Source organism: Micromonospora sp. NPDC002296 (assembly GCF_040296145.1).
GTDB lineage: Bacteria > Actinomycetota > Actinomycetes > Mycobacteriales > Micromonosporaceae > Micromonospora.
Genome location: NZ_JBEOWQ010000004.1, coordinates 64,938 through 89,663, shown reverse-complemented (window position 1 = coordinate 89,663; position 24,726 = coordinate 64,938). Strand labels below are relative to the sequence as shown.

Annotated in this window: 22 protein-coding genes; 10 read left to right on the top strand and 12 right to left on the bottom strand. The window is 71.8% G+C overall.

Going from position 1 to position 24,726, the window contains the following annotated elements:
• The first annotated feature begins 39 nt into the window (after nt 1–39).
• Nucleotides 40–2,430 (top strand): DNA helicase PcrA, encoded by a 2,391-nt coding sequence (gene pcrA, locus ABT023_RS04915; RefSeq protein WP_350881791.1) that lies wholly within the window; start codon nt 40–42, stop codon nt 2,428–2,430.
• 123 nt (nt 2,431–2,553) lie between these two features.
• On the opposite strand, the gene ABT023_RS04910 is transcribed toward pcrA, so the two are convergent.
• Both ABT023_RS04910 and ABT023_RS04905 read right to left on the bottom strand, forming a co-directional pair.
• Nucleotides 2,554–3,345, bottom strand: coding sequence for a M23 family metallopeptidase (locus ABT023_RS04910; protein ID WP_502890591.1), 792 nt, complete (start codon nt 3,343–3,345; stop codon nt 2,554–2,556).
• Nucleotides 3,346–3,619: 274 nt separating this feature from the next.
• The gene (locus ABT023_RS04905; protein WP_350881789.1) at nt 3,620–4,333 is read right to left on the bottom strand and encodes a M23 family metallopeptidase; all 714 of its coding nucleotides are present in this window, start codon (nt 4,331–4,333) and stop codon (nt 3,620–3,622) included.
• Between the two features lie 390 nt (nt 4,334–4,723).
• Here ABT023_RS04905 and icmB point away from each other — a divergent pair, with 390 nt between their 5' ends.
• From icmB to sucD, 3 genes are all read left to right on the top strand, one after another.
• A complete protein-coding gene (gene icmB, locus ABT023_RS04900) occupies nt 4,724–5,128 on the top strand; it encodes a coenzyme B12-dependent isobutyryl CoA mutase small subunit (protein WP_161685713.1) in 405 nt (134 codons plus the stop codon).
• Nucleotides 5,129–5,616: 488 nt separating this feature from the next.
• Nucleotides 5,617–6,795 carry an ADP-forming succinate--CoA ligase subunit beta gene (gene sucC, locus ABT023_RS04895; protein WP_350881785.1) on the top strand — a complete coding sequence of 393 codons (1,179 nt, stop codon included), beginning with the start codon at nt 5,617–5,619 and terminating at the stop codon, nt 6,793–6,795.
• A gap of 2 nt (nt 6,796–6,797) precedes the next feature.
• Nucleotides 6,798–7,685 carry a succinate--CoA ligase subunit alpha gene (gene sucD, locus ABT023_RS04890; protein WP_350881783.1) on the top strand — a complete coding sequence of 296 codons (888 nt, stop codon included), beginning with the start codon at nt 6,798–6,800 and terminating at the stop codon, nt 7,683–7,685.
• 57 nt (nt 7,686–7,742) lie between these two features.
• On the opposite strand, the gene ABT023_RS04885 is transcribed toward sucD, so the two are convergent.
• Nucleotides 7,743–8,003 carry a DUF4190 domain-containing protein gene (locus ABT023_RS04885; RefSeq protein ID WP_350881781.1) on the bottom strand — a complete coding sequence of 87 codons (261 nt, stop codon included), beginning with the start codon at nt 8,001–8,003 and terminating at the stop codon, nt 7,743–7,745.
• Nucleotides 8,004–8,206: 203 nt separating this feature from the next.
• On the opposite strand from ABT023_RS04885, the gene ABT023_RS04880 reads away from it, so the two are divergent.
• Nucleotides 8,207–9,499 carry a cell division protein PerM gene (locus ABT023_RS04880; protein WP_350881779.1) on the top strand — a complete coding sequence of 431 codons (1,293 nt, stop codon included), beginning with the start codon at nt 8,207–8,209 and terminating at the stop codon, nt 9,497–9,499.
• Nucleotides 9,500–9,553: 54 nt separating this feature from the next.
• Here ABT023_RS04880 and ABT023_RS04875 read toward each other — a convergent pair whose 3' ends face one another.
• Both ABT023_RS04875 and ABT023_RS04870 read right to left on the bottom strand, forming a co-directional pair.
• On the bottom strand, nt 9,554–10,168 hold the full coding sequence (locus tag ABT023_RS04875) for a DUF4190 domain-containing protein (RefSeq protein WP_350881777.1): 615 nt from the start codon (nt 10,166–10,168) through the stop codon (nt 9,554–9,556).
• A gap of 29 nt (nt 10,169–10,197) precedes the next feature.
• Complete coding sequence (locus ABT023_RS04870; RefSeq protein ID WP_350881775.1) at nt 10,198–10,500, bottom strand: CD225/dispanin family protein; 303 nt, start codon at nt 10,498–10,500, stop codon at nt 10,198–10,200.
• A gap of 225 nt (nt 10,501–10,725) precedes the next feature.
• Between ABT023_RS04870 and purN the strand changes: the two genes are divergently transcribed.
• Nucleotides 10,726–11,346, top strand: coding sequence for a phosphoribosylglycinamide formyltransferase (gene purN, locus ABT023_RS04865; protein WP_350881773.1), 621 nt, complete (start codon nt 10,726–10,728; stop codon nt 11,344–11,346).
• Nucleotides 11,343–12,914 carry a bifunctional phosphoribosylaminoimidazolecarboxamide formyltransferase/IMP cyclohydrolase gene (purH, locus tag ABT023_RS04860; protein ID WP_350881771.1) on the top strand — a complete coding sequence of 524 codons (1,572 nt, stop codon included), beginning with the start codon at nt 11,343–11,345 and terminating at the stop codon, nt 12,912–12,914. The genes purN and purH overlap by 4 nt, the downstream gene beginning before the upstream one ends.
• Before the next feature lie 35 nt (nt 12,915–12,949).
• On the opposite strand, the gene ABT023_RS04855 is transcribed toward purH, so the two are convergent.
• The 5 genes from ABT023_RS04855 to ABT023_RS04835 all read right to left on the bottom strand — a co-directional run bounded on the left by ABT023_RS04855 (nt 12,950) and on the right by ABT023_RS04835 (nt 18,628).
• Nucleotides 12,950–13,981, bottom strand: coding sequence for an ABC transporter ATP-binding protein (locus ABT023_RS04855; protein WP_350881769.1), 1,032 nt, complete (start codon nt 13,979–13,981; stop codon nt 12,950–12,952).
• Nucleotides 13,965–15,002: an ABC transporter ATP-binding protein gene (locus ABT023_RS04850; RefSeq protein WP_350881768.1), complete on the bottom strand. Its 1,038-nt coding sequence runs from the start codon at nt 15,000–15,002 to the stop codon at nt 13,965–13,967. The genes ABT023_RS04855 and ABT023_RS04850 overlap by 17 nt, the downstream gene beginning before the upstream one ends.
• A gap of 7 nt (nt 15,003–15,009) precedes the next feature.
• On the bottom strand, nt 15,010–15,966 hold the full coding sequence (locus tag ABT023_RS04845; protein ID WP_350881766.1) for an ABC transporter permease: 957 nt from the start codon (nt 15,964–15,966) through the stop codon (nt 15,010–15,012).
• Between the two features lie 36 nt (nt 15,967–16,002).
• Nucleotides 16,003–16,941, bottom strand: a complete 939-nt coding sequence (locus ABT023_RS04840; protein ID WP_350881764.1) for an ABC transporter permease — start codon at nt 16,939–16,941, stop codon at nt 16,003–16,005.
• An 82-nt stretch (nt 16,942–17,023) separates the two neighbouring features.
• Nucleotides 17,024–18,628, bottom strand: coding sequence for a peptide ABC transporter substrate-binding protein (locus tag ABT023_RS04835; protein WP_350881762.1), 1,605 nt, complete (start codon nt 18,626–18,628; stop codon nt 17,024–17,026).
• A gap of 467 nt (nt 18,629–19,095) precedes the next feature.
• Between ABT023_RS04835 and ABT023_RS04830 the strand changes: the two genes are divergently transcribed.
• Nucleotides 19,096–19,956, top strand: coding sequence for a bifunctional methylenetetrahydrofolate dehydrogenase/methenyltetrahydrofolate cyclohydrolase (locus tag ABT023_RS04830; protein WP_350881760.1), 861 nt, complete (start codon nt 19,096–19,098; stop codon nt 19,954–19,956).
• 147 nt (nt 19,957–20,103) lie between these two features.
• Entirely contained in the window at nt 20,104–21,054 is a 951-nt protein-coding gene (mdh, locus tag ABT023_RS04825; RefSeq protein WP_350881758.1) for a malate dehydrogenase, read from the top strand.
• 79 nt (nt 21,055–21,133) lie between these two features.
• Here the strand turns inward: mdh and ABT023_RS04820 are convergent, their stop codons facing one another.
• Nucleotides 21,134–21,955, bottom strand: coding sequence for an MBL fold metallo-hydrolase (locus ABT023_RS04820; protein WP_350881756.1), 822 nt, complete (start codon nt 21,953–21,955; stop codon nt 21,134–21,136).
• Between the two features lie 136 nt (nt 21,956–22,091).
• Here ABT023_RS04820 and ABT023_RS04815 point away from each other — a divergent pair, with 136 nt between their 5' ends.
• Complete coding sequence (locus tag ABT023_RS04815; RefSeq protein WP_350881755.1) at nt 22,092–23,309, top strand: NADP-dependent isocitrate dehydrogenase; 1,218 nt, start codon at nt 22,092–22,094, stop codon at nt 23,307–23,309.
• 320 nt (nt 23,310–23,629) lie between these two features.
• Here ABT023_RS04815 and galT read toward each other — a convergent pair whose 3' ends face one another.
• Entirely contained in the window at nt 23,630–24,706 is a 1,077-nt protein-coding gene (gene galT / locus ABT023_RS04810; RefSeq protein ID WP_350881753.1) for a galactose-1-phosphate uridylyltransferase, read from the bottom strand.
• Nucleotides 24,707–24,726: the final 20 nt, after the last annotated feature.

The following is a 24,726-nucleotide window of genomic DNA, read 5'->3' as shown; positions in this document are numbered from 1 at the left end:
TCGGGAAGTGTCCGGCGGGCGGCATAGACTCGCCCTGCGATGCAGCCTCTCTTCGACATCCCCGCGTCCCCGCCCGAGCCCGAGCCCGCGTCGGCCCCGCCGCGCCGCGCCGGCCCGCCGGTCCGGCTCGACCCGCAGCAGCTGGTGGAGGGCCTGAACGGCCCCCAGCGTGACGCCGTCACGCACGCCGGCTCGCCGTTGCTGATCGTGGCCGGCGCCGGCTCGGGCAAGACCCGGGTGCTCACCCACCGGATCGCGTACCTGCTCGCCGCCCGGGACGTGCACCCCGGCGAGATCATCGCGATCACCTTCACCAACAAGGCCGCCGGTGAGATGAAGGAGCGGGTGACCCACCTGGTGGGCCCGCGCGCCCGGCTGATGTGGGTGTCGACGTTCCACTCGGCCTGCGTGCGGATCCTGCGGGCCGAGCACGAGCACGCCGGCCTGAAGTCGACCTTCTCGATCTACGACGCCGACGACTCCCGCCGGCTGATGCAGATGGTCGCCCGCGAGCTGGACCTCGACCCGAAGCGCTACCCGGCGCGCGGGCTGGCCGCCCAGGTCTCCAACCTGAAGAACGAGCTGGTCGACCCGGAGGAGTTCGCCGGGCGGGCCAAGGGCCCCAACGAGCGGGCGCTCGCCGAGGCGTACACGCTCTATCAGCGGCGGCTGCGCGAGGCGCACGCGCTGGACTTCGACGACTTGATCATGACCACCGTGCACCTGTTCCAGTCGCACCCGCACGTCGCGGAGAGCTACCGCCGCCGGTTCCGGCACGTCCTGGTCGACGAGTACCAGGACACCAACCACGCCCAGTACACCCTGATCAAGGAGCTGGTCTCCGGCACCGAGGGGATCGAGCCGGCCGAGCTGTGCGTCGTCGGCGACGCCGACCAGTCGATCTACGCGTTCCGGGGCGCGACGATCCGCAACATCCTGGAGTTCGAGCGGGACTTCACCGACGCCCGCACGATCCTGCTGGAGCAGAACTACCGCTCCACCCAGACCATCCTGAACGCCGCCAACGCGGTGATCGACCGGAACACCTCCCGCAAGCCCAAGCGGCTGTGGAGCGACGCGGGGGCGGGCGAGCAGATCGTCGGGTACGTCGCCGACACCGAGCACGCCGAGGCGGACTGGGTGAGCCGGGAGGTCGACCGCCTGGTTGACGCCGGGGCCGCCCGCCCCGGCGACGTGGCGGTCTTCTATCGCACCAACGCCCAGTCCCGGGTCTTCGAGGAGGTGTTCATCCGGATCGGCCTGCCCTACAAGGTGGTCGGCGGGGTGCGCTTCTACGAACGTAAGGAGGTCCGCGATGCGCTGGCCTACCTGCGCGCGGTGGTCAACGACGACGACACGGTCAGCCTGCGTCGCGTCCTGAACACCCCCCGCCGGGGCATCGGCGACCGCGCGGAGGCGTGCGTCGAGGCGCTCTCCGGCCGGGACCGGGTCTCCTTCGGCGCGGCGCTGCGCCGGGCCAAGGACGCCCCGGGCATCTCCACCCGGGCGGCCAACGGCATCGGCGACTTCATCGCGCTGCTCGACGGTGCGCGGGAGCTGGCCGAGACCGGCACCCCCGAGGAGGTGCTGGAGGCGCTGCTCACCCGCTCGGGTTACCTCAGCGAGCTGGAGGAGAGCCTCGACCCGCAGGACGCCGGCCGGGTGGACAACCTCCAGGAACTGGTCAGCGTCGCCCGGGAGTACACCGAGCGGATCGAAGCGCTGGGCGCCGAGGGGGAGCGGGCCACCGTGGCCGGCTTCCTGGAGCAGGTCGCGCTGGTCGCCGACGCGGACCAGATCCCCTCCGACGACCCGGACCACCAGGGCGTGGTCACCCTGATGACCCTGCACACCGCCAAGGGACTGGAGTTCCCGGTGGTGTTCCTCACCGGGCTGGAGGACGGCGTCTTCCCGCACCTGCGCTCACTGGGCGACACCCGGGAGCTGGAGGAGGAGCGCCGGTTGGCGTACGTGGGCATCACCCGGGCCCGCCAGCGGCTCTACCTGTCCCGCTCGGTGACCCGCTCGGCGTGGGGGCAGCCGGCCTACAACCCGCCGTCGCGGTTCCTGGAGGAGCTGCCGCCGGAGCTGGTCCGTTGGGAGCGCACCGAGGGGACGTACACCTCGTGGGCCGGGGGTGGCGGCGGCGTCGGCGGTCGCGCGGACCGCCCCGGCGGCTTCGCCGGGGGGACGCCCAAGGCGGCCCAGCTGGCCAAGCGGCTCGGCGTGGACGGCAGCCGGCTGACCACGGCCAGCGAGCTGCCGCAGGGGCCCAAGGTGGCGGCCGGGGACCGGGTCAACCACCAGCGGTACGGCCTGGGCCGGGTGCTCGCCGTCGAGGGGCACGGCCCCGGGGCGCGGGCGCAGATCGACTTCGGCGACCAGACGATGTGGCTGGTGCTGCGGCACGCCCCGGTCGACAAGCTCTGACCCGCCCGCCCGCCGGCCCGGCCGGCGTACTGCCGGACCGGGCCGTACTGCCGGGTTGCGCTGCCGGCCGGGCCGTGCCGCCGGGCCGGGCGCCGGGGCGCGGGCGCCTCGGGCGGCGGGCTGTCAGCAGGCCACGTCGATGCCCCGGGCGCGCAGGAACGGCGCGGGGTCGATCTGGTTCCACATCTGGCCCTGGTGCACCTCGAAGTGCAGGTGCGGGCCGGTGGAGTCGCCGGTGGAGCCCTCGTAGCCGATGACCTGCCCCGCCTTGACCTTCGCGCCGACGCCGACGGCGGTGCGGCTCTGGTGGGCGTAGTGGGTCAGGTAGCCGTTGCCGTGGTCGACGAAGACGGAGATGCCGTACCCGTCGCCGACGTCACCGGCCTTGACCACGGTGCCCGCGGCGGCGGCGCGGATCGGGGTGCCCGCGGGCAGGGCGAAGTCGATGCCGGCGTGCAGGGTGCCCCACCGTTGGCCGTAGCAGGAGGTGATCTGGGCGCCCGCCATCGGGATGACCCAGGCCGGCGCGGGCTTGTTGGTCTTCTTCGGCGTGGGCTTGGGCTTCGGCTTCGGCTTCGTGGTGACCTGCTTCGTCGGGCCGGCGCTGGCGCCAGCGCTCGACGGGCTCGGCGACGGGGTGGTGGGGCTGGCGGACGGGGTGACCGGGGCGGCCGACTCGCGGACGGAGCGGTCGGCCCGGGCGGCGGCCTCGGCGCGGTCCTGGGCGTCGATCGCCACGGCGGCCGGGGCCGGCTCGTCCCCGCCGCCCGTGGTGGCGACGGCGACGCCGGCGAGGCCGAGCCCGACCAGGGCCGCCGCGCCGATCACCAGGGCCCGTCCGCCGCGCCGGGGGCGCAGTCGGCGGCGGATCGGCGCGTCGGAGGTGCTCTCGTTGCGGTTGTTCTCTTCCTGCACGGCGGGGACCTTCACGTCTTCGAGGGGCAGGGACCTCGAAATCCTGGTGTTGCGCTGGTGGCCGGCGGGTAGGGGGCGGGGCTCCGCCGGCCCGCCCGCAGTCGGCTCCCGCCCGTTCCCTCCCGTCTCGGGCAACTTCGTCCCGATAAGTGATCATGATCGGCGTGTCGCCGGTCACATCTCCCGATGTGGCGTAGCAGACATTCAGCCCGCCGGACGACGAAAAAACCGCCCGGATCGACTGATCCGGGCGGTCAACGGGCGATGCTCAGCGTCAGGAGGTGGTCACGTCGCTGTAAAATGCCTCGACTTGCATCTTGATGTCCACTCCGCGGTCCTGGAGCCACGGCACCGGGTCCCGTGGCTCCCCGTTGACATGGATCTCCAGATGCAGGTGCGCGCCGTAGGAGTGGCCGGTGTTGCCGACCAGGCCGAGCTGGTCCCCGGCCTTGACCTGCTGGCCCTCCTTGACGGTCACCGCTGAGGAGTGGCCATAGATGGCCTCGCTGCCGTCGGCGTGCTTGACGATGACCGCGTAGCCGTAGCCGCCGAACCAGCCGGCCTTGGTGACGGCGCCGTCGTGGATGGCGACGAAGGGGGTGCCCTCCGGGGCGACCAGGTCGACGCCGGTGTGCAGCTTGCCCCAGCGCATGCCGTAGGGCGTGTTGAAGTCGTATCCCTGCAGGGGCAGCAGCCAGACGTCCTGCTCGGTGGAGGCCTTCGTCTCCGCCCGACTGTCCCGGGAGGCCCGGTCGTCGGAGTCGGCGCGGGCCGCGACGTCCTGGCTGGTGATGGACGCCTGCTTGAGCTCGTCGAGGACCGACGGGCTGACGCTCTTGGCGTCCGGCAGCGCGGCCGCGCCGAGCGCGACCATGCCCGCACCGACGAACGCGGTGGTGACGACGGCTGCGTAGCGGCTGCGCGGGGGGGTGGGTACGCGGCGACGGCCGCGATATCGATCGGGCTCAGACGACAGGCGCTGGCGCACGCACACCCTCCGTTGTCGGGGTTCCGAAGCGGTCGGCCGGCGCCCCGTGAAGCGGTGGTGAACGTCGGCTGGCCGCGTCGTCACCCGTCGGTGGACCTGATGACAACCGTGGTCACGTTAGCCAACCACCACGCCGGTCACAAGCCAGACGGGGTAATTGGCGTGTCGATCCGTCCGTTTGTGTCCACTATTGTCATGTCTCGTCACGGTCGACGTATGCCCTCGTAGCTGCCCGTTCGTCGCTCAGGGTGACGTCGCCCACCGGATGTCCGAACCTCGCCCGCACCCCTACGCTTTCCCCTGGTTCGGACGCCCGGATTCCCCGGTCTCGGCCCGTCGGGTTACCGTTCGTTCAGGTGACAGTCGTAGCGCCTCGAAAGGTGTCCGCTGATGAGCTCTCGTATCCGGGTCGTCGTCGCGAAGCCGGGCCTCGACGGCCACGACCGCGGGGCCAAGGTTGTCGCCCGTGCCCTGCGGGACGCCGGCATGGAGGTCATCTACACCGGTCTGCACCAGACGCCGGAGCAGATCGTGGAGACCGCCATCCAGGAGGACGCCGACGCCGTCGGGCTCTCCGTGCTGTCCGGGGCGCACATGACGCTGTTCCGGCGGGTCATCGAGCTGCTCGGTGAGCGGGACGCGCGCGACATCGTCGTCTTCGGCGGCGGCATCATCCCGGACGCCGATCTCCCCGAGTTGGAGCGGCTCGGCGTCGCGAAGGTCTTCACCCCGGGCGCGACCACCCGGTCGATCGTGGAGTGGGTCCGGGCCAACGTCGCCCAGCCGGTCGCCTGACCCGGCGGTCGCCACCCTCCCCCAGACACGGGGGAGGGGCCGGACGCACCCCTCACACGTCCGGCCCCTCTATGCACGATGCCCCGCCGCCACCCCTCGACCGACAGGGCATCGGCCGTCTCCCGCCGTCGCGCTGACCAGCAGCGCTCCGACATCTGACTCAACGAGGCCCTGGCCAGGGGGTTACGCGGCCCGCCGAACATCGTCGACAGGAATCCCACGGCCGGCCCCCACCCGCCCGTCGGCCCCGCCGGGGCCGCCTCGGCCCACCGGCGACCGCGCGGGGCTTCCCGGATCCGGGGCGCACGGGGGAGCGCCCGGCTGGTTGTGGATTAGGGCACACCGTGCACCCGCTCGGTTGCCGGCCGTGCCGACCTCGCTAGGCTGCGCCCAATGGCCTGTTTCAACTGATGACAGGCATCAAACTGTTTTCACACGCTGGTGGCGGCGCGACGGCGCGCCGCGGAGACGGGACGGGACGCGCAATCGTGGACCTGTACGAGTACCAGGGGCGGGACCTGTTCGAGCGGCATGGCTTGCCCGTGCTCGCCGGCGGCGTCGCCAACACCCCGGAGGAGGCCCGCGCGATCGCCGAACGCCTCGGCGGTCGTGTGGTCGTCAAGGCACAGGTGAAGGTCGGCGGCCGAGGAAAGGCCGGCGGCGTCAAGCTGGCCGAGGGCGCGGATGAGACGGTGGCCCGCGCCACCGACATCCTCGGCATGGACATCAAGGGTCACACGGTCCACAAGGTCATGATCACGGTGACCGCGGACGTGGCCGAGGAGTACTACTTCTCGTACCTGCTCGACCGGGCGAACCGCACCTTCCTCTGCATCGCCAGCGTCGCCGGCGGAATGGACATCGAGCAGGTCGCGACCGAGACCCCGGACAAGGTCGTCAAGGCCCCGATCGACGCCGTCAAGGGTGTCGACGAGGCGAAGGCGCGCGAGATCGTCGCCGCCGCCAACTTCCCCGCCGGGGTCGCCGACCAGGTCGTCGACGTCGCCGTCCGGCTGTGGCAGGCGTTCGTCGCCGAGGACGCCACGCTGGTCGAGGTGAACCCGCTGGCGACGACGAGCGACGGCAAGCTGCTGCTGCTCGACGCCAAGGTGACCCTGGACGAGAACGCCGGGTTCCGGCACCCCGACCACGAGGCCTTGATCGACCAGGCCGCGGTGGACCCGCTGGAGCAGGCCGCCAAGGAGAAGGACCTCAACTACGTCAAGCTCGACGGCGAGGTCGGGATCATCGGCAACGGCGCGGGTCTGGTCATGTCGACCCTCGACGTGGTCGCCTACGCGGGCGAGCGGCACGGCGGCGTCAAGCCGGCCAACTTCCTCGACATCGGCGGCGGCGCCAGCGCCGCGGTGATGGCGAACGGGCTGGAGATCGTCCTGTCCGACCCGTCGGTGCGCAGCGTGTTCGTCAACGTCTTCGGCGGCATCACCGCCTGCGACGAGGTCGCCAACGGCATCGTGCAGGCGCTCGCCCTGTTGGAGCAGCGCGGCGAGAAGGTCACCAAGCCGCTCGTGGTCCGCCTCGACGGCAACAACGCCGAGGCCGGTCGGGCGATCCTCGACGGCGCGAACAACCCGCTGGTACAGCGGGTCGACACCATGGATGGCGCGGCCGAGCGGGCCGCCGAGCTGGCGGCTGCGGGGGTCTGATCATGGCTATCTGGCTGACCAAGGACTCGAAGGTCATCGTGCAGGGGATGACCGGTTCCGAGGGTTCCAAGCACACCCGGCGGATGCTTGCCGCCGGCACCGACGTCGTCGGCGGCACCAACCCGCGCAAGGCGGGCCAGACCGTGGACTTCGACGGCACCGCGCTGCCGGTCTTCGCGACCGTCGCCGAGGCCATGGCCCAGACCGGTGCCGACGTCACGGTGATCTTCGTCCCGCCGCAGTTCACCAAGGCCGCCGTGATCGAGGCCATCGACGCGGAGATCCCGCTGGCCGTGGTGATCACCGAGGGCGTCCCGGTGCACGACACCGCCGCGTTCTGGGCGTACAACGTGGCCAAGGGGGAGCGGACCCGGATCATCGGGCCGAACTGCCCGGGCATCGCCTCGCCGGGCGCCTCCAACGCCGGCATCATTCCGGCCGACATCACCGGCACCGGCCGGATCGGCCTGGTCAGCAAGAGCGGCACGCTGACCTACCAGATGATGTACGAGCTGCGCGACATCGGCTTCTCGACCTGCGTCGGCATCGGCGGCGACCCGATCATCGGGACCACCCACATCGACGCCCTGGCCGCGTTCGAGGCCGACCCGGAGACCGACGCGATCGTGATGATCGGCGAGATCGGCGGCGACGCCGAGGAGCGGGCCGCCGACTTCATCAAGGCGAACGTGACCAAGCCGGTGGTCGGCTACATCGCCGGCTTCACCGCCCCGCCCGGCAAGACCATGGGCCACGCCGGCGCGATCATCTCCGGCTCGGCGGGCACCGCCGAGGCGAAGAAGGAGGCGTTGGAGGCCGTCGGCGTGAAGGTCGGCAAGACCCCGACCGAGACCGCCAAGCTGATGCGGGAGATCATGTCCGCGGGCTGAGCCGCCTGAGACGCCGAGGGGGTCGACCGGGCGGTCGGCCCCCTCGCGTCATATGGATCAGTCGTTGTTCCAGAACGGGTAGTTGCCGGTCGCCCGCAGGATCAGACTGCCGATGATGTTGATCACGCCGAACGCGATGGCGAGGTAGCCCAGCACCGGCGACTGGCCGTACCGTTTGGCGTCCCGGACAGACAGGTACCCGAAGACGATGCCGAGGACGCCGCAGCAGATCAGGCCCAGGACGATGCCGAGCACGCCCCACAGCGTGGTGCGGTCCCGGCCGGCGGCCGGTGGCGGCGGTGGATACGGAGCGTTCACGGCTACCTCCGAGCGGTCTGCGTCGGCCTGTCCGGTCGGCCGACGCCGGCCGGCACCCGGAAGAGGCCGCGACAGGGAAAGTTCGTCTCCTGGCCCGAGGCTAGACCGGATCGCGGGTGACAAGTCGGTGGATCACGAACTTGCGGCCGATCGGGCGCGGTATCGGACTGCCCCCGACGGCGCGGCGTGCCAGAGTAGACGCGATGTCCTCCGTCACCCCTGATCAGCCCCGCCGTCCGGCCGCCGGGGTGGGCGCCGACGACCGGCCCGCCGGCCGCCCACCGGGTTCCCGGGTGCCCGCGCCCCGGGCCGGGGAGGCCCGGCGCAGCCGGGCCCCGCTCGCGGTCGCCGCCGGGGTCGCCGCCACCTGGGCCGCGCTCACGTCGTACCTGCCGGTCGCGCTGGTGCTCGGGCTCGCCCAGCTCAGCGAGGACGCCGGCTCCGTCGCCGGGGCGCTGCGCGCCGGCCTGGGCGGCTGGCTGCTCGGCCACGGGGTCCCACTGGCCACCGACGCCGGCCCGGTCGGGCTGGCCCCGGTGGCGCTCACGGTGCTGGCGGTCTGGCGGCTGTTCCGGGCCGGCGTGCACACCAGCCGGGCGATCGGGGCCCGGGGCGGGCGCTCGCCGCGCCAGGCGCTCACCGCCGCAGGCGCGGTCGGCATCGGGTACGCGCTGCTCGGCACCCTCGCCGCGGTGCTGGCCGGCGTCGGCGGGCCGGCGGTCTCCCCGATCCGCGCCGGCGGGACCTTCGCGGTCTTCGGCGCGTTCGCGGCCCTGGCCGGGGCGGCCCGCACCACCGGCGTGGCCGGCCTGCTCGTCGAGCGGGCCCCCGCACCGGTGCGGGACGGGGTGGGTACCGGCCGGGTCGCCGGGTTGCTGCTGCTCGGGGCGGGGGCGGGAGTAGCCGGGCTGGCGATCGCCACCGGCGGTGGGGACGCCGCGGACATGATCGGGGCGTACCGCACGGGGGTGGCCGGGCAGGCCGGGATCACCCTGGTCAGCCTCGCCTACGCGCCGAACGCCACGGTCTGGTCCACCAGCTATCTGCTCGGCCCCGGGTTCGCCGTCGGTGCCGACACCGCCGTACGCACCAGCGAGGTCTCGCTCGGCGCGCTGCCGGCCGTACCGTTGCTGGCCGGCCTGCCCAGCGGGCCGGTGAACGGCTTCGGGGCGGCCCTGCTCGCGATCCCGGTCCTGGCCGGCATGGCTGCCGGCTGCCTGCTCGCCCGGCGGATGCTGCGGCGGGCCGCCGAGGACCGGGCGGAGGTGGCCTGGCGGGCCCTGCTGGTACCGGCGGCCCTCGCCGGCCCGGTCGCCGGGCTGCTGCTCGGGGTGCTCGCGGGGGCCTCCGGCGGGCCGCTCGGCGGGGGGCGGCTGGCCGAGATCGGCCCGGTCCCGTGGCAGGTGGCGGGGACGGCCACGGCGGTGATCGCGGCCGGTGCCCTGCTCGGCGCGGCCGCCACCCGCTCCCTGTCCAAGGGCCGGCCCTCTTCCTGACGCCGAGGGGCGCCCCGGAAACTGCCCGGAGCGCCCCTCGGTGGTGCCGTCGACTCAGGTGGTCGGCAGGTTGACGTTCGCCACGATGCCGAGGATGAACAGCACGATGCCGAGCCCGGCACCCACCGCACCGCAGATCAGACCGGCCTTGGCCTGGCCGTCGTTGCTGGCCAGGCCCTGGTTCGCCTTCTGTCGGCCGAGGTAGCCGGTGACCACCGCGGCGATGCCGACCGGGACGCCCAGGTACAGGCAGCAGACCAGCGGGATCGACGCGATGCCGAGGATCATCGACACCAGGCCGAGGGTGTTCTGCTGGCCCTGCGCCTGCGGGTAGCCGGCGTTCGGGTAGCCCGGCGCGGCCCCGTAGGGCTGCTGGGCGTACGGGTCCTGCCCGTAGGGCTGGCCCGGGGCGGGCTGGCCGTAGGGCTGACCCGACGTCGGCTGGCCGTAGGGCTGACCCGACGTCGGCTGGCCGTACGGCTGACCGGCGGCGGGCTGCTGACCGTACGGCGCCTGCGGCTGCTGGCCGTACGGGTCCTGCCCGTACGGCTGCCCCGATGTGGGCTGCTGCCCGTAAGGCGCCTGCGGGGGCTGGGCGTGCGGGTCGTGGTACGGCGGCTGGTTCGGGTCGTTGGGCTGCTGGCCGTACGGGTCCTGACCGGGCTGCATTCGCTGGTGCTCCTTGCCTGAGGCTGCTGTCAGTAGCTGGTGGTGCTGGTCTCCGCACCCATGATCGCCCCAATGCCGCCCAGCGCGCAGCACACGATGGCGATCACGTACCAGGCGATGCCGACGATCAGGGCCCACTTGGACCACTTCTTGGACTCGGCGGCCGCCGCCTGGGCCCCCGCGTAGTCACCCTGCTGGATGAGCGGGTTGACCTTCGACGCGTTGATGATCGCCGGGATGGCCAGCGGCCAGAAGAGGAAGATGGCCACGATGGACATCGTCATGTTGTTATTGATCTGTTGCGGCTGGGGGGACGTGTAGTTGGGCTGCATCGCGGCCTGCTCCTCAATCCATCGACACAACGCGCATGTCGGGTCACTGACGGGTGCGGGGCCAGGCTTGTGCCGGGCACCGAGCGACCGGCAGAGTACAGGGTGGGGGCGACAACGGCGGTCACCAATTCCTCGTTGTCCGGATCCTGATTGCCCACGCGGACGGCCGGTCCGGCCTGCCCGCCCACACGAGGGCGGCCCCGACCTGCCCGATAGGGTGGCGGCGTGACCGAGCCCGCGCCCGTCGCCCGCATCGTCGTCCTCGTCTCCGGCTCCGGCAGCAACCTCCAGGCGTTGCTCGACGCCACCGCCGACCCGGCGTACGGGGGCAGGGTGGTCGCCGTCGGCGCGGACCGGGACGGCATCGCCGGCCTGGACCGGGCCGCCGCCGCCGGGGTGCCGACCTTCGTCGAGCGGGTCTCCGACCACCCGACCCGGACGGACTGGGACGCCGCGCTCACCGCGCAGGTCGCCGCGCACCGCCCCGACCTGGTGGTCTCCGCCGGCTTCCTCAAGCTGGTCGGCCCCGACTTCCTCGCCGCGTTCGGCGACCGCTACCTCAACACGCACAACACCCTGCTGCCGGCGTTCCCCGGCATCCACGGCCCCCGGGACGCCCTCGCCTACGGCGTGAAGATCACCGGGGCCACCCTCTTCTTCGTCGACGCCGGGACGGACACCGGCCCGATCGTCGCCCAGGTCGCCGTGCCGGTGCTCGACGACGACGACGAGGATGCGCTCACCGAGCGCATCAAGTCCGCCGAGCGGCGCCAGCTCGTCGAGCAGGTCGGTCGGCTGGTCCGCGAAGGTTGGACGATCACCGGGAGAAAGGTCACCTTTCCGTGAGTGCCACTGAGGCCGAGCGCCGCCCGATCCGGCGGGCGCTGGTCAGCGTCTACGACAAGAGCGGCCTGGTCGAGCTGGCCCGGGCCCTGCACGCGGCCGGCGTGGAGCTCGTCTCGACCGGCAGCACCGCGTCGACCATCGCCGACGCCGGGGTGCCGGTGACCCCGGTCGAGTCGGTGACGGGCTTCCCCGAGATCCTCGACGGCCGGGTGAAGACCCTGCACCCGGCGATCCACGGCGGCCTCCTGGCCGACCTGCGCAGGGACTCGCACGCCGCCCAGCTCGACGAGCACGGCATCGCCGGGATCGACCTGCTGGTGTCCAACCTCTACCCGTTCCAGGCCACGGTCGCCTCGGGCGCCGGCGTCGAGGAGTGCGTGGAGCAGATCGACATCGGCGGCCCGGCGATGGTCCGCGCCGCCGCCAAGAACCACGCCTCGGTGGCCGTGGTCACCGACCCGGCCGGGTACCCGGCCGTGCTGGCGGCCCTCGGCGAGGGCGGGTTCACCCTGGCCCAGCGCCGGGTGCTGGCGGCCCGCGCGTTCGCCGCCATCGCCGAGTACGACGTGGCCGTGGCCGAGTGGTGCGCCGTCACCCTGGCCCCGGACGCCGGGGGGTGGCCGGAGTTCGCCGGGCTGGCGCTGCGCCGCGGGCCGGTGCTGCGCTACGGCGAGAACCCGCACCAGGCCGCCGCGCTCTACGCCGACCCGAGCAGCCCGGCGGGCCTGGCCCAGGCCGAGCAGCTGCACGGCAAGGAGATGTCGTACAACAACTACGTCGACGCGGACGCCGCGTGGCGGGCGGCGAACGACTTCGCCGACCAGCCGGCCGTGGCGATCATCAAGCACGCCAACCCGTGCGGGATCGCGGTCGGCGGCGACGTGGCCGAGGCGCACCGCCGGGCGCACGCCTGCGACCCGGTGTCGGCGTACGGCGGGGTGATCGCGGTCAACCGGCCCGTCTCCGTGGAGCTGGCCCGGCAGGTCGCCGACATCTTCACCGAGGTGCTGGTCGCGCCGGAGTTCGAGCCCGGCGCGGTGGAGGTCCTCCAGGGCAAGAAGAACATCCGGCTGCTGCGCGCCCCGGCGTACGCCCCGCTGCCGGCGGAGTGGCGGCAGGTCACCGGCGGCATCCTGGTCCAGCTGGCCGACCGGATCGATGCCGACGGCGACGACCCGGCCAACTGGCGGCTGGCCACCGGCGAGGCGGCCGACGAGGCGACCCTGCGCGACCTGGCGTTCGCCTGGCGGGCGGTGCGCGCCGTGAAGAGCAACGCGATCCTGCTGGCCAGGGACGGCGCGACCGTCGGGGTCGGCATGGGTCAGGTCAACCGGGTCGACTCGGCGCAGCTCGCGGTCACCCGGGCGGGCGCCGAGCGGGCCGCGGGCTCGGTGGCCGCCTCGGACGCGTTCTTCCCCTTCGCCGACGGCCCGAAGATCCTCATCGAGGCCGGGGTGAAGGCGATCGTCCAGCCGGGCGGCTCGATCCGCGACGAGGAGGTGATCGCGGCCTGCAAGGAGGCCGGGATCACCATGTACCTGACGGCCACCCGCCACTTCTTCCACTGACCCCCGTCCACCTGACCCGCCCGGCAAGCGGCGGGTCAGGTGGTGGTGGGTCGGAGCTCGGCGAAGTGGCAGGCCGAAGGGTGAGGGTCGGCCGCCCGGGGGACCGGGTGGGGTTCCTCGCGGGCGCAGACCTCCTGGGCCTTCCAGCAGCGGGTGCGGAACCGGCAGCCGCTCGGCGGATCCGCCGGGCTGGGCACGTCCCCGACGAGCCGGATCATGGTCCGGTCGTCGCGGGCGTCCGGGTCGGGCACCGGCACCGCCGACAGCAGCGCCTGGGTGTACGGGTGGGTGGCCCGCTCGTAGATCTCGTCCTCGGTGCCGACCTCGACGATCTTGCCGAGGTACATCACGGCGACCCGGTCGGAGATGTGCCGTACCACGGACAGGTCGTGGGCGATGAAGATGTAGGACAGGCCGAACTCGGCCTGGAGCTGTTCCAGCAGGTTGATGACCTGGGCCTGGATGGAGACGTCCAGGGCCGACACCGGCTCGTCGCAGACGATGATCTCCGGACGCAGGGCGAGCGCCCGGGCGATGCCGATGCGCTGGCGCTGGCCGCCGGAGAACTGGTGCGGGTACCGGTTGACGTGCTCCGGGTTCAACCCGACCACGTCCAGCAGCTCCTGCACCCGCTTGCGCTTGCTGCCCTTCGGCGCGGCGTCCGGGTGGATGTCGAACGGCTCCCCGATGATGTCGCCGACCGTCATCCGCGGGTTCAACGAGGTGTACGGGTCCTGCATCACCATCTGCATGTTGCGGCGCAGCCGGCGCAGCTCCGCCCCGGACGCCCTGAACAGGTCCTTCCCCTCCAGCGTGGCCCGGCCGGAGGTGGGCGTCTCCAGCCGCATCAGCAGCCGGGCCAGGGTCGACTTGCCGCAGCCGGACTCGCCGACCACGCCGAGGGTCTCGCCCCGGCGCAGCTCGAGGCTGACCCCGTCGACGGCACGCACGGCACCGACCTGGCGCTGGAACAGCACCCCCTGGGTGATCGGGAAGTGCTTGACCAGGTTGTCGACGGCGAGGATGGTCTCGCCCCGCACCTTGGCCGGGCTAGCGGGCGCTGTCATCACGGACCTCCTGCGCGAAGTGGCACGCGCTGGTCCGGCCGTCGCCGAGGACCAGGTCGTGCGGCACCACGTCGACGCAGACCTGCTGCACGTACGGGCACCGGGGGTGGAAGGGGCAGCCGGAGGGGATCCGCATCAGGTTCGGCGGCAGCCCCCTGATCGTCGACAGGGCCTGGCCGCGCACGTCCAGGCGCGGGATCGACTCCAGCAACCCCTTCGTGTACGGGTGGGCCGGCGCCCGGTACAGCGAGCGGACGTCGGCGTGCTCGACGATCCGGCCCGCGTACATGACGGCGATCCGGTCAGCGACGCCGGCCACCACGCCGAGGTCGTGGGTGATCAGGATCATCGCCATGTCCAGGTCCCGGCGCAGGTCGGCGAGCAGGTCCATGATCTGGGCCTGCACGGTGACGTCCAGCGCGGTGGTCGGCTCGTCGGCGATCAGCACCTTCGGGTTCAGCGCCAGCGCCATCGCGATCATGACGCGCTGCCGCATCCCGCCGGAGAACTGGTGCGGGTGGTCGCCGAGCCGGCTGGCCGCCGCCGGGATCCGTACCAGGTCCATCAGCTCGACGGTCCGGGCCTTGGCGTCGCCCCGGGACATCCCCTCCCGGTGGCGCAGCGTCTCGCCGATCTGCCAGCCGACCGGGAAGACCGGGTTCAGCGCGGACAGGGCGTCCTGGAAGATCATCGCGATCTCCTTGCCGCGCACCTGGCGACGCTGTTCCTCCGACCGGCCGAGCAGGTCCTGGCCCCGGTAGAGGATCTGCCCGGAGCGGACGTGCGCCGGGGGGGTGTCCAGGATGCCCATGATCGCCTGCGCGGTGACGGACTTGCCGGACCCGGACTCGCCGAGCACGGCCAGGGTCTCGCCGGCGTTCAGGTGGTACGAGACGCCGTTGATCACCCGGGCCACCCCCTCGCCGGTGCGGAACTCGACGTGCAGGTCCCGGACCTCCAGGAGGTGCCCGCCCTCGGGCGTCGGAGAGGCCGGCGTCGGCCTGACGGCGGAGTCGCTCATGAGTGGATCACCGCAGCTTCGGGTCGAAGGCGTCACGGATCGCGTCGCCGAGCATGATGAAGGCCAGCACGGTCAGCGCGAGGAAGGTCGAGGGCACCACCAGCGGGGTGGCGGACTCCCGCATGTGCACCCGGCCGGCGTCGATGTCGATCCCCCAGGAGATGGTCGGCGCCTTGAGGCCGATGCCGAGGAAGCTCAGCGTCGCCTCGGCGGAGATGAACGAGCCGAGCGCGATGGTGAGCACCACGATCGCCGGGGCGAGCGCGTTCGGCAGGATGTGCCGCCACATGATCCGGCCGTTGCCGGCCCCGAGCATCCGGGCGGCGGCGACGTAGTCCTGCTCCTTGGCGGTGATCACCGAGGAGCGGATCACCCGGGCCGCCGTGGTCCAGCCGAGCACCGCCAGCACGAAGATCACCGCGAGCAGCCGGACGTTGTCGCTGCTGGCGCTCACCCGCTTGAGCAGCACGATCGCGGCGAGCAGCAGCGGGATGCCGAGCACGATGTCGATCACCCGGGAGAGCACCGCGTCGACCCACCGGCCGAAGTACCCGGCGAGCATCCCGACGACCACCGCGATCAGCCCGGTGAACAGCGCCGAGAGCGCGCCGACCAGCAGCGACGCGCGGGCGCCGTACACCGCCCGGGCGTACGTGTCGCAGCCCTGGAAGTCGTACCCGAAGATGGCCCCGCCGGACGGCCCGGCGTGCTGGCGGGAGAGCACGCAGTCGCGCGGGTCGTTGGCGGTGAACAGCGCCGGGACGACCGCCATCGCGGCGACCAGCACGACCAGGAACAGGCTGATCCAGAAGATCGGTTTGCGGCGCAGGTCGCGCCAGGCGTCGCCGGCCAGGCTGCGCGGCTTCCGCGGCACGCCGACCTGGTTGGGCGCGCCGGGCTCGCCCGACGGCCCCCGTCGCGCGGCCTGGTTCTCGGTGGCCGCCACGGTCTCGAAGTCGCTCATGCCGCCACCTCGCTGCGCTCACTCGCGCACGCTGCTTCACTCATAGCGGATCCTCGGATCGAGTACGGCGTACAGGACGTCCACCACCAGGTTGGAGACGAGGTAGACCACGACGAGCACGCTGACGATGCCCACCACCAGCGGGCCGTCCTCGGTGCGGATGCCGCGGAACAGGTTGAACCCGACGCCGGGAATGTTGAACACGCCCTCGGTGATGATCGCGCCGCTCATCAGGTTGCCCAGCTCGACGCCGAGGAAGGTGATCACCGGGATGAGCGAGTTGCGCAGCACGTGCACGCCCACGATCCGCCGCTTGACCAGGCCCTTCGACCGGGCGGTGCGGACGTAGTCGGCGCGCAGGTTCTCCGCGACCGAGGTCCGGGTCAGCCGCAGCGCGGTGGCCAGCGACAGCGAACCGAGCACGATGCCGGGCAGCAGCAGCGCGTACAGGTCGGGATCGGCGCCGGCGGTGGCCGGGAAGAGCTGCCACTTGACACCGAGGAGGTACTGGGCGAGCGGGGCCAGCACGATCGTGGGGATGCCGAGCACCAGCAGGGTGAGCACCAGCGTCGCGTTGTCGAAGACGCTGCCCCGCCGGATGCCGGCGATCACCCCGGCGGTGACCCCGAAGACGATCGTCACCGCCATGGCGATCAGGGCGAGCTTGACGGTGACCGGCCAGGCGGCGGCGAGGATGTCGCCGATCTGCCGGCCGGTCAGCGACTGTCCCAGGTCGCCCTGGAGCAGGTTCTTCAGGTAGTCGAAGTAGCGGTAGAAGAAGCCGCCGACACCGGTCCGGTCGAGGTGGAACTTCTCCGTCAGGTATGCCCGCTGGGCGGCGGTGACCGGGCGTTCCCCCGCGAGCGCCTGGATCGGGTCGCCCTGACCGGCGAACATCAGCGCGTAGACGATCAGCGTGGTCCCGAAGAAGGCGAGGACCATCTGGAGCAGTCGCCGCAGAATGAAGCGGAGCATACTGAGCAGTCTTCCTGAAAAGGGGCAAAGCGGTGGCGGGTCGGGTCACCTCGCGGTGACCCGACCCGTCTTCCCGGGGGAGCTACTTGATGGCTTCGATCTTCAGCAGGTCGATGCGGTCGAAGAGGTCCATCTCCACGTTCATGACCTTGGTCGAGTGGCCGAAGTTGTTCTGGCCGTACCGGAGCGGGATCACCGGCATGTCCTCGGCCAGCAGGTCCTCCGCGGCCTGGTACTTCTTGACCGCCTCCTCCTCGTTCGCGGCCTTGGCGCCCTCGGCGAGCAGCTTGTCGAACTCGGGGTTGCTGTAGCCGTAGTAGTTCGACGAACCGTTGGTGCTGTACAGCGGGCCCAGGTAGTTCTCCATCGACGGGTAGTCCATGACCCAGCCCATCCGGAACAGCCCGACCGGTTGCTTGGCCTTGACCTTGGTCAGCAGGTCCGCGAACTTCGGCTCGGCGTTGCCCACGCAGTCCACGCCCAGGTTGGCCTTGAGCTGGTTGCAGGTCGCGTCGATCCAGTCCTTGTGGCCGCCGTCGCCGTTGTACGACAGCTCGATCTTCTTCGGGCCGCCCGCGGCCTCGTACGCCGCCTTGGCCTTGGCCGGGTCGAACTCGCCGGCGGCGCCGATGGTGTCCTCCCGGTAGCCCGCGACGACCGGCGAGACGAACGAGCGGGCCGGCTGCTGCGAGTCCTTGAAGATCGACCTGGTGATCTCGTCCCGGTCGATCGCCATGGAGATCGCCTTGCGCACCTCGGGCTTGCTGAACTCCTTCTGGAACGTCGGGAAGGCCAGCACCTGGAGCGACGAGGCGGGGCTCTGCTTGAACCGGTCGCCGAGGTCGGTGCCGGCGGTCGACAGGTTCTCGGTCGGGATCGTCTTGATCACGTCGAGGTTGTCCGACAACACGTCCGCGTACGCGGCGGTCGGCTGCTGGTAGATCCGGAACTCGACGCCGGCCACCTTCGGCTGCTGGCCGGGGAAGGCGTCGTACTTCTCCACCTCGACCTTGGCGTCGTGCTGCCACGAGCCCTTCATCCGGAACGGGCCCTGGCCGATCGGGGCCTGCTCGTACCCCTCGGCGAGCACGCCGGGGGCGGAGAACGCCGCCTTCGGCAGCGGGTAGAACGCCGTGTAGCCGAGCATGGTACGGAACTCGCTGTACGGCTGGGCCAGCGTCACGGTGAAGGTCAGGTCGTCGACCTTCGCCAGGCCGGTCAGCGTCTTCGCCTTCGGCTGCTCGCCCTGGAGGTCGTCGTAGCCGGCGATCTTCTCGAAGAAGTAGCTGGAGTTCTGCCCGTTGGGGGCGTACGCGCCGTGGTTCCAGGCGTCGATGTAGTTCTCGGCCGTGACCTTCTCGCCGTTGTGGAAGGTGTAGCCGTCCTTGAGCTTGACCGTCCAGACCTTGTTGTCCGACGACGTCACGGACTCGGCGGCCACCTCGTACGGCTTGTTCGCCTCGTCATAGTCGACGAGCGGGCTGAACAGGGCGCTGAGCACCTGCGAGCCGCTGGTCTCGTTGGTGTTGGTCGGCACCAGGTGCTGCGGCTCGGCGATCTCGATCCGCACGGCCGCACTGGGGTCGCTCTCGCCGGATCCGCCGTCGCCGCCCGAGCCGCAGGCCACCAGGCCCAGGGTCACCGCGAGCGGGAGGGCGGTCCAGGCGGCAAGCCTACGAACACGCATTCGGTCTCCTCATCTCCATTACGCTGCGCGGTCAGGCCCGGCGCTGGGTAACGCTGCGCAACGATCGGTAACGGTAGGTCGCGGGATGGGCGATCGACAACGGAGCCGCTGCGAACCGGTGACGGAGCGGGGTCTGCGGCCTTGCCCGCAGCCGGACGCCCTGCTACGCCCTGTCGGAAAAACGGGCTTTGAGCAGCCTTCGAAGGCGCGGATCGGGCCGAGATGGCACCCATTGCCCACCACGCGTCCGTCGACCGCCGAGAGTCCGGTTTGCGGCCCCGGCGGGCCGGCCGCCCGGATCGGCCGGTGACGTGGTCCACAGATCGTCACAATCAGTGACAATGCCCACGTGGGCTCATCGTCACGGATCGTGGTGCGCCGGCCCCGGCCCCGGTCGGGCCGGCCGCCCCGTCGCGGCCGGCGCGGGTCCCCGGATCGACGTGCCCGGGGCGTGAGACGATCTGGATGTGACGGCGACGATCCTGGACGGCAAGGCGACTGCGGCGGAGATCAAGGACGAGCTGCGGACGCGGGTCAAGGCACTGGCGGAACGCGGCATCACCCCGGGACTGGGCACCGTCCTGGTCGGGGCGGACCCCGGTTCCCAGGCGTACGTCAACGGCAAGCACCGCGACTGCGCTGAGGTTGGCGTCGCCTCGCTTCGTCGCGAGCTGCCCGCCGACGCCACCCAGCAGCAGGTCGACGACGCGTTGGCCGAGCTGAACGCCGACCCGGCCTGCCACGGGTACATCGTCCAGCTCCCGTTGCCCGGTCACCTCGACACCCAGCGCGCGCTGGAGATGATCGACCCGGACAAGGACGCCGACGGGCTGCATCCGGTCAACCTCGGCCGCCTGGTCCTCGGCTACCCCGGCCCGCTGCCCTGCACCCCGCGCGGCATCGTCGAGCTGCTACGCCGGCACGACGTGGCGCTGCGCGGCGCCAATGTCGCCGTCGTCGGCCGGGGCAACACCGTGGGTCGCCCGCTCGGCCTGCTGCTCACCCGGCGCAGCGAGAACGCCACGGTGACCCTCTGCCACACCGGCACCCTCGACCTGGCCTCGCACACCCGGGCGGCGGACGTCGTCATCGTCGCGGCCGGGGTGCCGGGGCTGCTCACCGCGGACATGGTCACCCCTGGCGCGACGGTGGTCGACGTCGGCATCACCCGGGTGATCGGCGAGGACGGCAAGGGCCGCTACACCGGCGACGTCGCTCCCGAGGTGGCCGAGGTGGCCGGGAAGCTGGTTCCGATGCCCGGCGGCGTCGGCCCGATGACCCGCGCCATGCTGCTCACCAACGTCGTCGAGCGCGCCGAGGGCAACTGAGCCACCGTCCGGTCCGTGGCTGCCGTCCGGGGGCCGGCGGCGGGGCCGCGACCCATCCTGTCGAAAGGTCGCCGGTTATGCCCCGATCGGTGCCAGGATGGCTGATACGGGCCGGTAATCCGCCGGGTATCAGGGAGTGGGACGACCATGGGTAAGAAGGTCACTGTCGTCGGGGCCGGCTTCTACGGCTCCACCACCGCGCAGCGCCTGGCCGAGTACGACGTCTTCGACACCGTGGTGATCACCGACATCGTGGAGGGCAAGCCGGCCGGCCTCGCCCTGGACCTCAACCAGTCGCGCCCCGTCGAGGGCTTCGAGACCACGGTCGTCGGCGTCACCACCGGCCCGAACGGCGAGGGGTACGAGGCCATCGCGGGCTCGGACGTCGTGGTGGTCACCGCCGGCCTGCCGCGCAAGCCGGGCATGAGCCGGATGGACCTCCTGGAGACCAACGCCAAGATCGTCCGCCAGGTCGCCGAGAACGTGGCCCGGCACGCCCCGGACGCCGTGGTCATCGTCGTGTCCAACCCGCTGGACGAGATGACCGCGCTGGCCCAGCTCGCCACCGGGTTCCCGAAGAACCGGGTGCTCGGCCAGGCCGGCATGCTCGACTCCGCCCGGTTCACCAACTTCGTCGCCGAGGCCCTGGCCGTTCCGGTGCGGTCGGTGAAGACCCTGACCCTCGGCTCGCACGGCGACACCATGGTGCCGGTCCCGTCGAGGAGCACCGTCGACGGCAGGCCGCTGCGCGAGGCGATGCCGGCCGAGCAGATCGAGGAACTGGTCGTCAAGACCCGCAACGGCGGCGCCGAGGTGGTCGCGCTGCTGAAGACCGGCTCGGCGTACTACGCCCCGTCGGCCGCCGCCGCCCGGATGGCCAGGGCCGTCGCGGAGGACTCGGGGGAGGTGATGCCGGTCTGCGCCTGGGTCGACGGCGAGTACGGCATCTCCGGCGTCTACCTCGGCGTCGAGGCAGAGATCGGCGCCGGCGGCGTCCGGCGAATCATCGAGACCGACCTGGACCCCGACGAACTGGCCAGCCTCAAGTCCGCCGCCGAAGCCGTCCGCACCAAACAGTCCGACATAACTGACATGTGACCCAACCCGCGGCCACCTTTCCCCGATCATCAAGAAGCTTGTGTCCCACCAAGCCCGGATCCTGACGGAAACTCCTTGATCAACGCTGCTGGTGGGGCAGCGCCAGGAAGGGCTCGCCCAGGTGCGGGGTGGCCAGGGTGGTCGGGGGGTGCGCGAGCAGGGTGCGCAGCAGGGCCGTGCGGGTGTCGCGGGCCGTGGCCGGCTGCTCGTCGTGGGCGTACGCCAGGCCGGGGTCGACGAGCTGGACCGCGTGCACCAGCAGGTCGCCGGTGACCAGCACCCGCTCGCCGCCCGCGTCCACCAGCACCGACTGGTGACCGGGGGTGTGCCCCGGCGTGCTCAGCACGCGTACCCCCGGGGTCAGCGGGGTGTCGCCGTCGAGGACCCGGAGCTGGCCGGCGGCGCGCAACGGCGCGACCAGCCCGTCGCCCAGCCCCGGATTGACCGACCCCAGGGCGTCCAGCTCGGCACGTTGCACCAGGTAGTCGGCGTTGCCGAACCAAGGTGTGCCGGCCGCGCCGGTGACCGCCCAGCCGACGTGATCGGTGTGCAGGTGGGTCAGCACCACCGTGCGGACGTCGGCGGGGTCGATGCCGGCGGCGGCCAGCTCGGCCGGTAGCCGCCCGGGTACCGGGGCCCAGCTCGCGGCGGGGGAGCCGGCCGGGCCGATGCCGGCGTCGACCAGGGTGACCGGGCCGTCCCCGGCGCGCAGGGCGAAGCAGCGGAACCGCAGCCACCACCGCCCGTCGTCGGTGACCGCGGCCGGGTCCCGGTCGTCGGCCGCGCGCCAGTGCTCGGCCGTGGCGCTCGGGAACGCCTCCTCGCGGGGCTGGAAGAACGGGCCCTCCCCGTCGACCAGCGCGGTGACCGTGATAGACCCGAGGGTGCGGCGCGGCGGCATCCGGTGATGGTGCCAGCGATCTCCCGTGCCGTGCACCCCGTTTTCCCGGCCCACCGAGGCCGGCTGGGGACTGCCGGCCAGTTTCCAGTACGCTCGTACTGCTTGAGCACGTGTCCCCTGAGAGGAGCGCCGGTCGATGGCGAAGATCAAGGTAAACAACCCGGTCGTGGAGATCGACGGCGACGAGATGACCCGGATCATCTGGAAGCAGATCCGGGAGCAGCTGATCCTGCCCTACCTCGACGTCGACCTGCACTACTACGACCTCTCGATCGAACACCGCGACGAGACCGACGACCAGGTCACGGTCGACGCCGCCAACGCCATCAAGGAGCACGGCGTCGGCGTCAAGTGCGCCACCATCACCCCGGACGAGGCCCGGGTGGAGGAGTTCGGCCTGAAGAAGATGTGGCGCTCGCCGAACGGCACCATCCGCAACATCCTCGGCGGCGTCGTCTTCCGCGAGCCGATCATCATGTCCAACGTGCCGCGGCTGGTCCCGGGCTGGACCAAGCCGATCATCATCGGCCGGCACGCCCACGGCGACCAGTACAAGGCCACCGACTTCGTCGTCCCCGGCCCGGGCACGGTGACCATCACCTACACCCCGGCCGACGGTTCCGCGCCGGTGGAGATGGAGGTCGCCAACTTCCCCGGCGGCGGCATCGCCATGGGCATGTACAACTACGACGAGTCGATCCGGGACTTCGCCCGCGCCTCGTTCCGGTACGGCCTGGACCGCAACTACCCGGTCTACCTGTCGACCAAGAACACCATCCTCAAGGCGTACGACGGCCGCTTCAAGGACCTCTTCGCCGAGGTGTTCGAGAACGAGTTCAAGTCGGAGTTCGCGGCCGCCGGCATCACCTACGAGCACCGGCTGATCGACGACATGGTCGCCGCCGCCCTCAAGTGGGAGGGCGGTTACGTCTGGGCCTGCAAGAACTACGACGGTGACGTGCAGTCCGACACCGTCGCGCAGGGCTTCGGCTCGCTCGGCCTGATGACCTCGGTGCTGCTCTCCCCGGACGGCCGCACCGTCGAGGCGGAGGCCGCACACGGCACCGTCACCCGGCACTACCGGCAGTACCAGAAGGGCGAGAAGACCTCGACCAACCCGATCGCCTCCATCTACGCCTGGACCCGGGGCCTGGCCCACCGGGGCAAGCTGGACGGCACCCCGGCGGTCACCGAGTTCGCCAACACCCTGGAGCAGGTCATCGTCGACACCGTCGAGGGCGGCCAGATGACCAAGGACCTCTCGCTGCTCATCTCGCGGGACGCCCCGTGGCTGACCACCGACGAGTTCATGAACGCGCTGGACGAGAACCTGGCGCGTCGGCTCGCCGCCTGACCTTCCGTCCGTTCCCCGCGCGGGGAACGCGTCACCGACCGAGCCCGCCGGCCCCGTGCCGGCGGGCTCGATCGTGTCCGGGCTCCGTCGTGTCCGGGCGGTGGCCTTCGCTGTGCGCCTGCCGTCACCGAGCGTGAGATTGCTCGTTGAGCCTGGTGGACGTGGTGCCAGTCGCGTCCAGGAAGGTTGACCGCGGGTCGCCTCGCGGCGCGAGTGCCGACAAGCCAGCCTTCCCGGCTGTCGCACACAGCCAGCCGTCCCTTCCCTGCGGGGGGCCCGTTCCGGGCCCCCCGCGCCCTGTGTCCCTGCCGAATTACCGGTCAGGCGGCGCGGAGCAGCTCGGCGGCGCGTTCCGGGGCGATGTCGTTGATGAACACCCCCATGCCGGACTCCGAGCCGGCCAGGTACTTCAGCTTGTCCGCGGCACGCCGGATGCTGAACAGCTCAAGGTGCAGGTGCCCAAGCTCGCGGTCGATCCGTACCGGGGCCTGGTGCCAGGCTGCGATGTAGGGCATCGGCAGGTCGAACAGCCCGTCGAAGCGGCGCAGCACGTCCAGGTGGAGCGGGCCGAAGGCGTCCCGCTCCTCGTCGGTCAGGGCGGGGATGTCCGGCACCGGCCGGTGCGGGGCGACGTGCACCTCGAACGGCCATCGGGCCGCCGCCGGCACGTACGCCGTCCAGTGCTCGTTGGTCGTGACCACGCGCGTCCCGGCGGCGCGCTCGGCGGCGAGGACATCGGCGTAGAGGTTGCCGCCGCCGGTGCGCCCGGCGTGCCGACGGGCCGCGCCGAGCATCGCCCGGGTACGAGGCGTGACGAACGGGTACGCGTAGATCTGGCCGTGCGGGTGGTGCAGGGTCACCCCGATCTCCACGCCCCGGTTCTCGAAGCAGAACACCTGCTCCACCCCGGGCAGCTCGGACAGCGCCGCCGTGCGGTCGGCGAGGGCGTCCAGCACGGTGCGGACCCGGTGCGGCGGGAGGCCGGCGAACGACGCGTTGTGGTCGTCGGTGAAGCACACCACCTCGCACCGCCCCTGGCCGGGCCGGACCGGGGTGAACGGGGTGATCTCCGCGGGTTCCTCGGCGGTCCGCCGGCTCAGCGACGGGAACCGGTTCTCGAACACGGCGACGTCGTAGTCCGGCGCCGGGATCTCGCTGAGCCGGTCGCCCCGGGACGGGCAGAGCGGGCACTGGTCGGCCGGGGGCAGGAAGGTGCGGGTCTGCCGGTGCGCGGCGACGGTCACCCACTCGTCGGTCAGCGGGTCGTACCGGAGCTGGGACGCGGGCGGGGGCGGCGGCAGCTCCCGCCGGTCCGGCTGGTCGCGGACCGCGTCGTCCCGCTCGTCGAAGTAGATCAGCTCCCGCCCGTCGGCCAGCTCGATCGTCGTACGCTTCACTCCGCCGTTTCCTCTTCCCG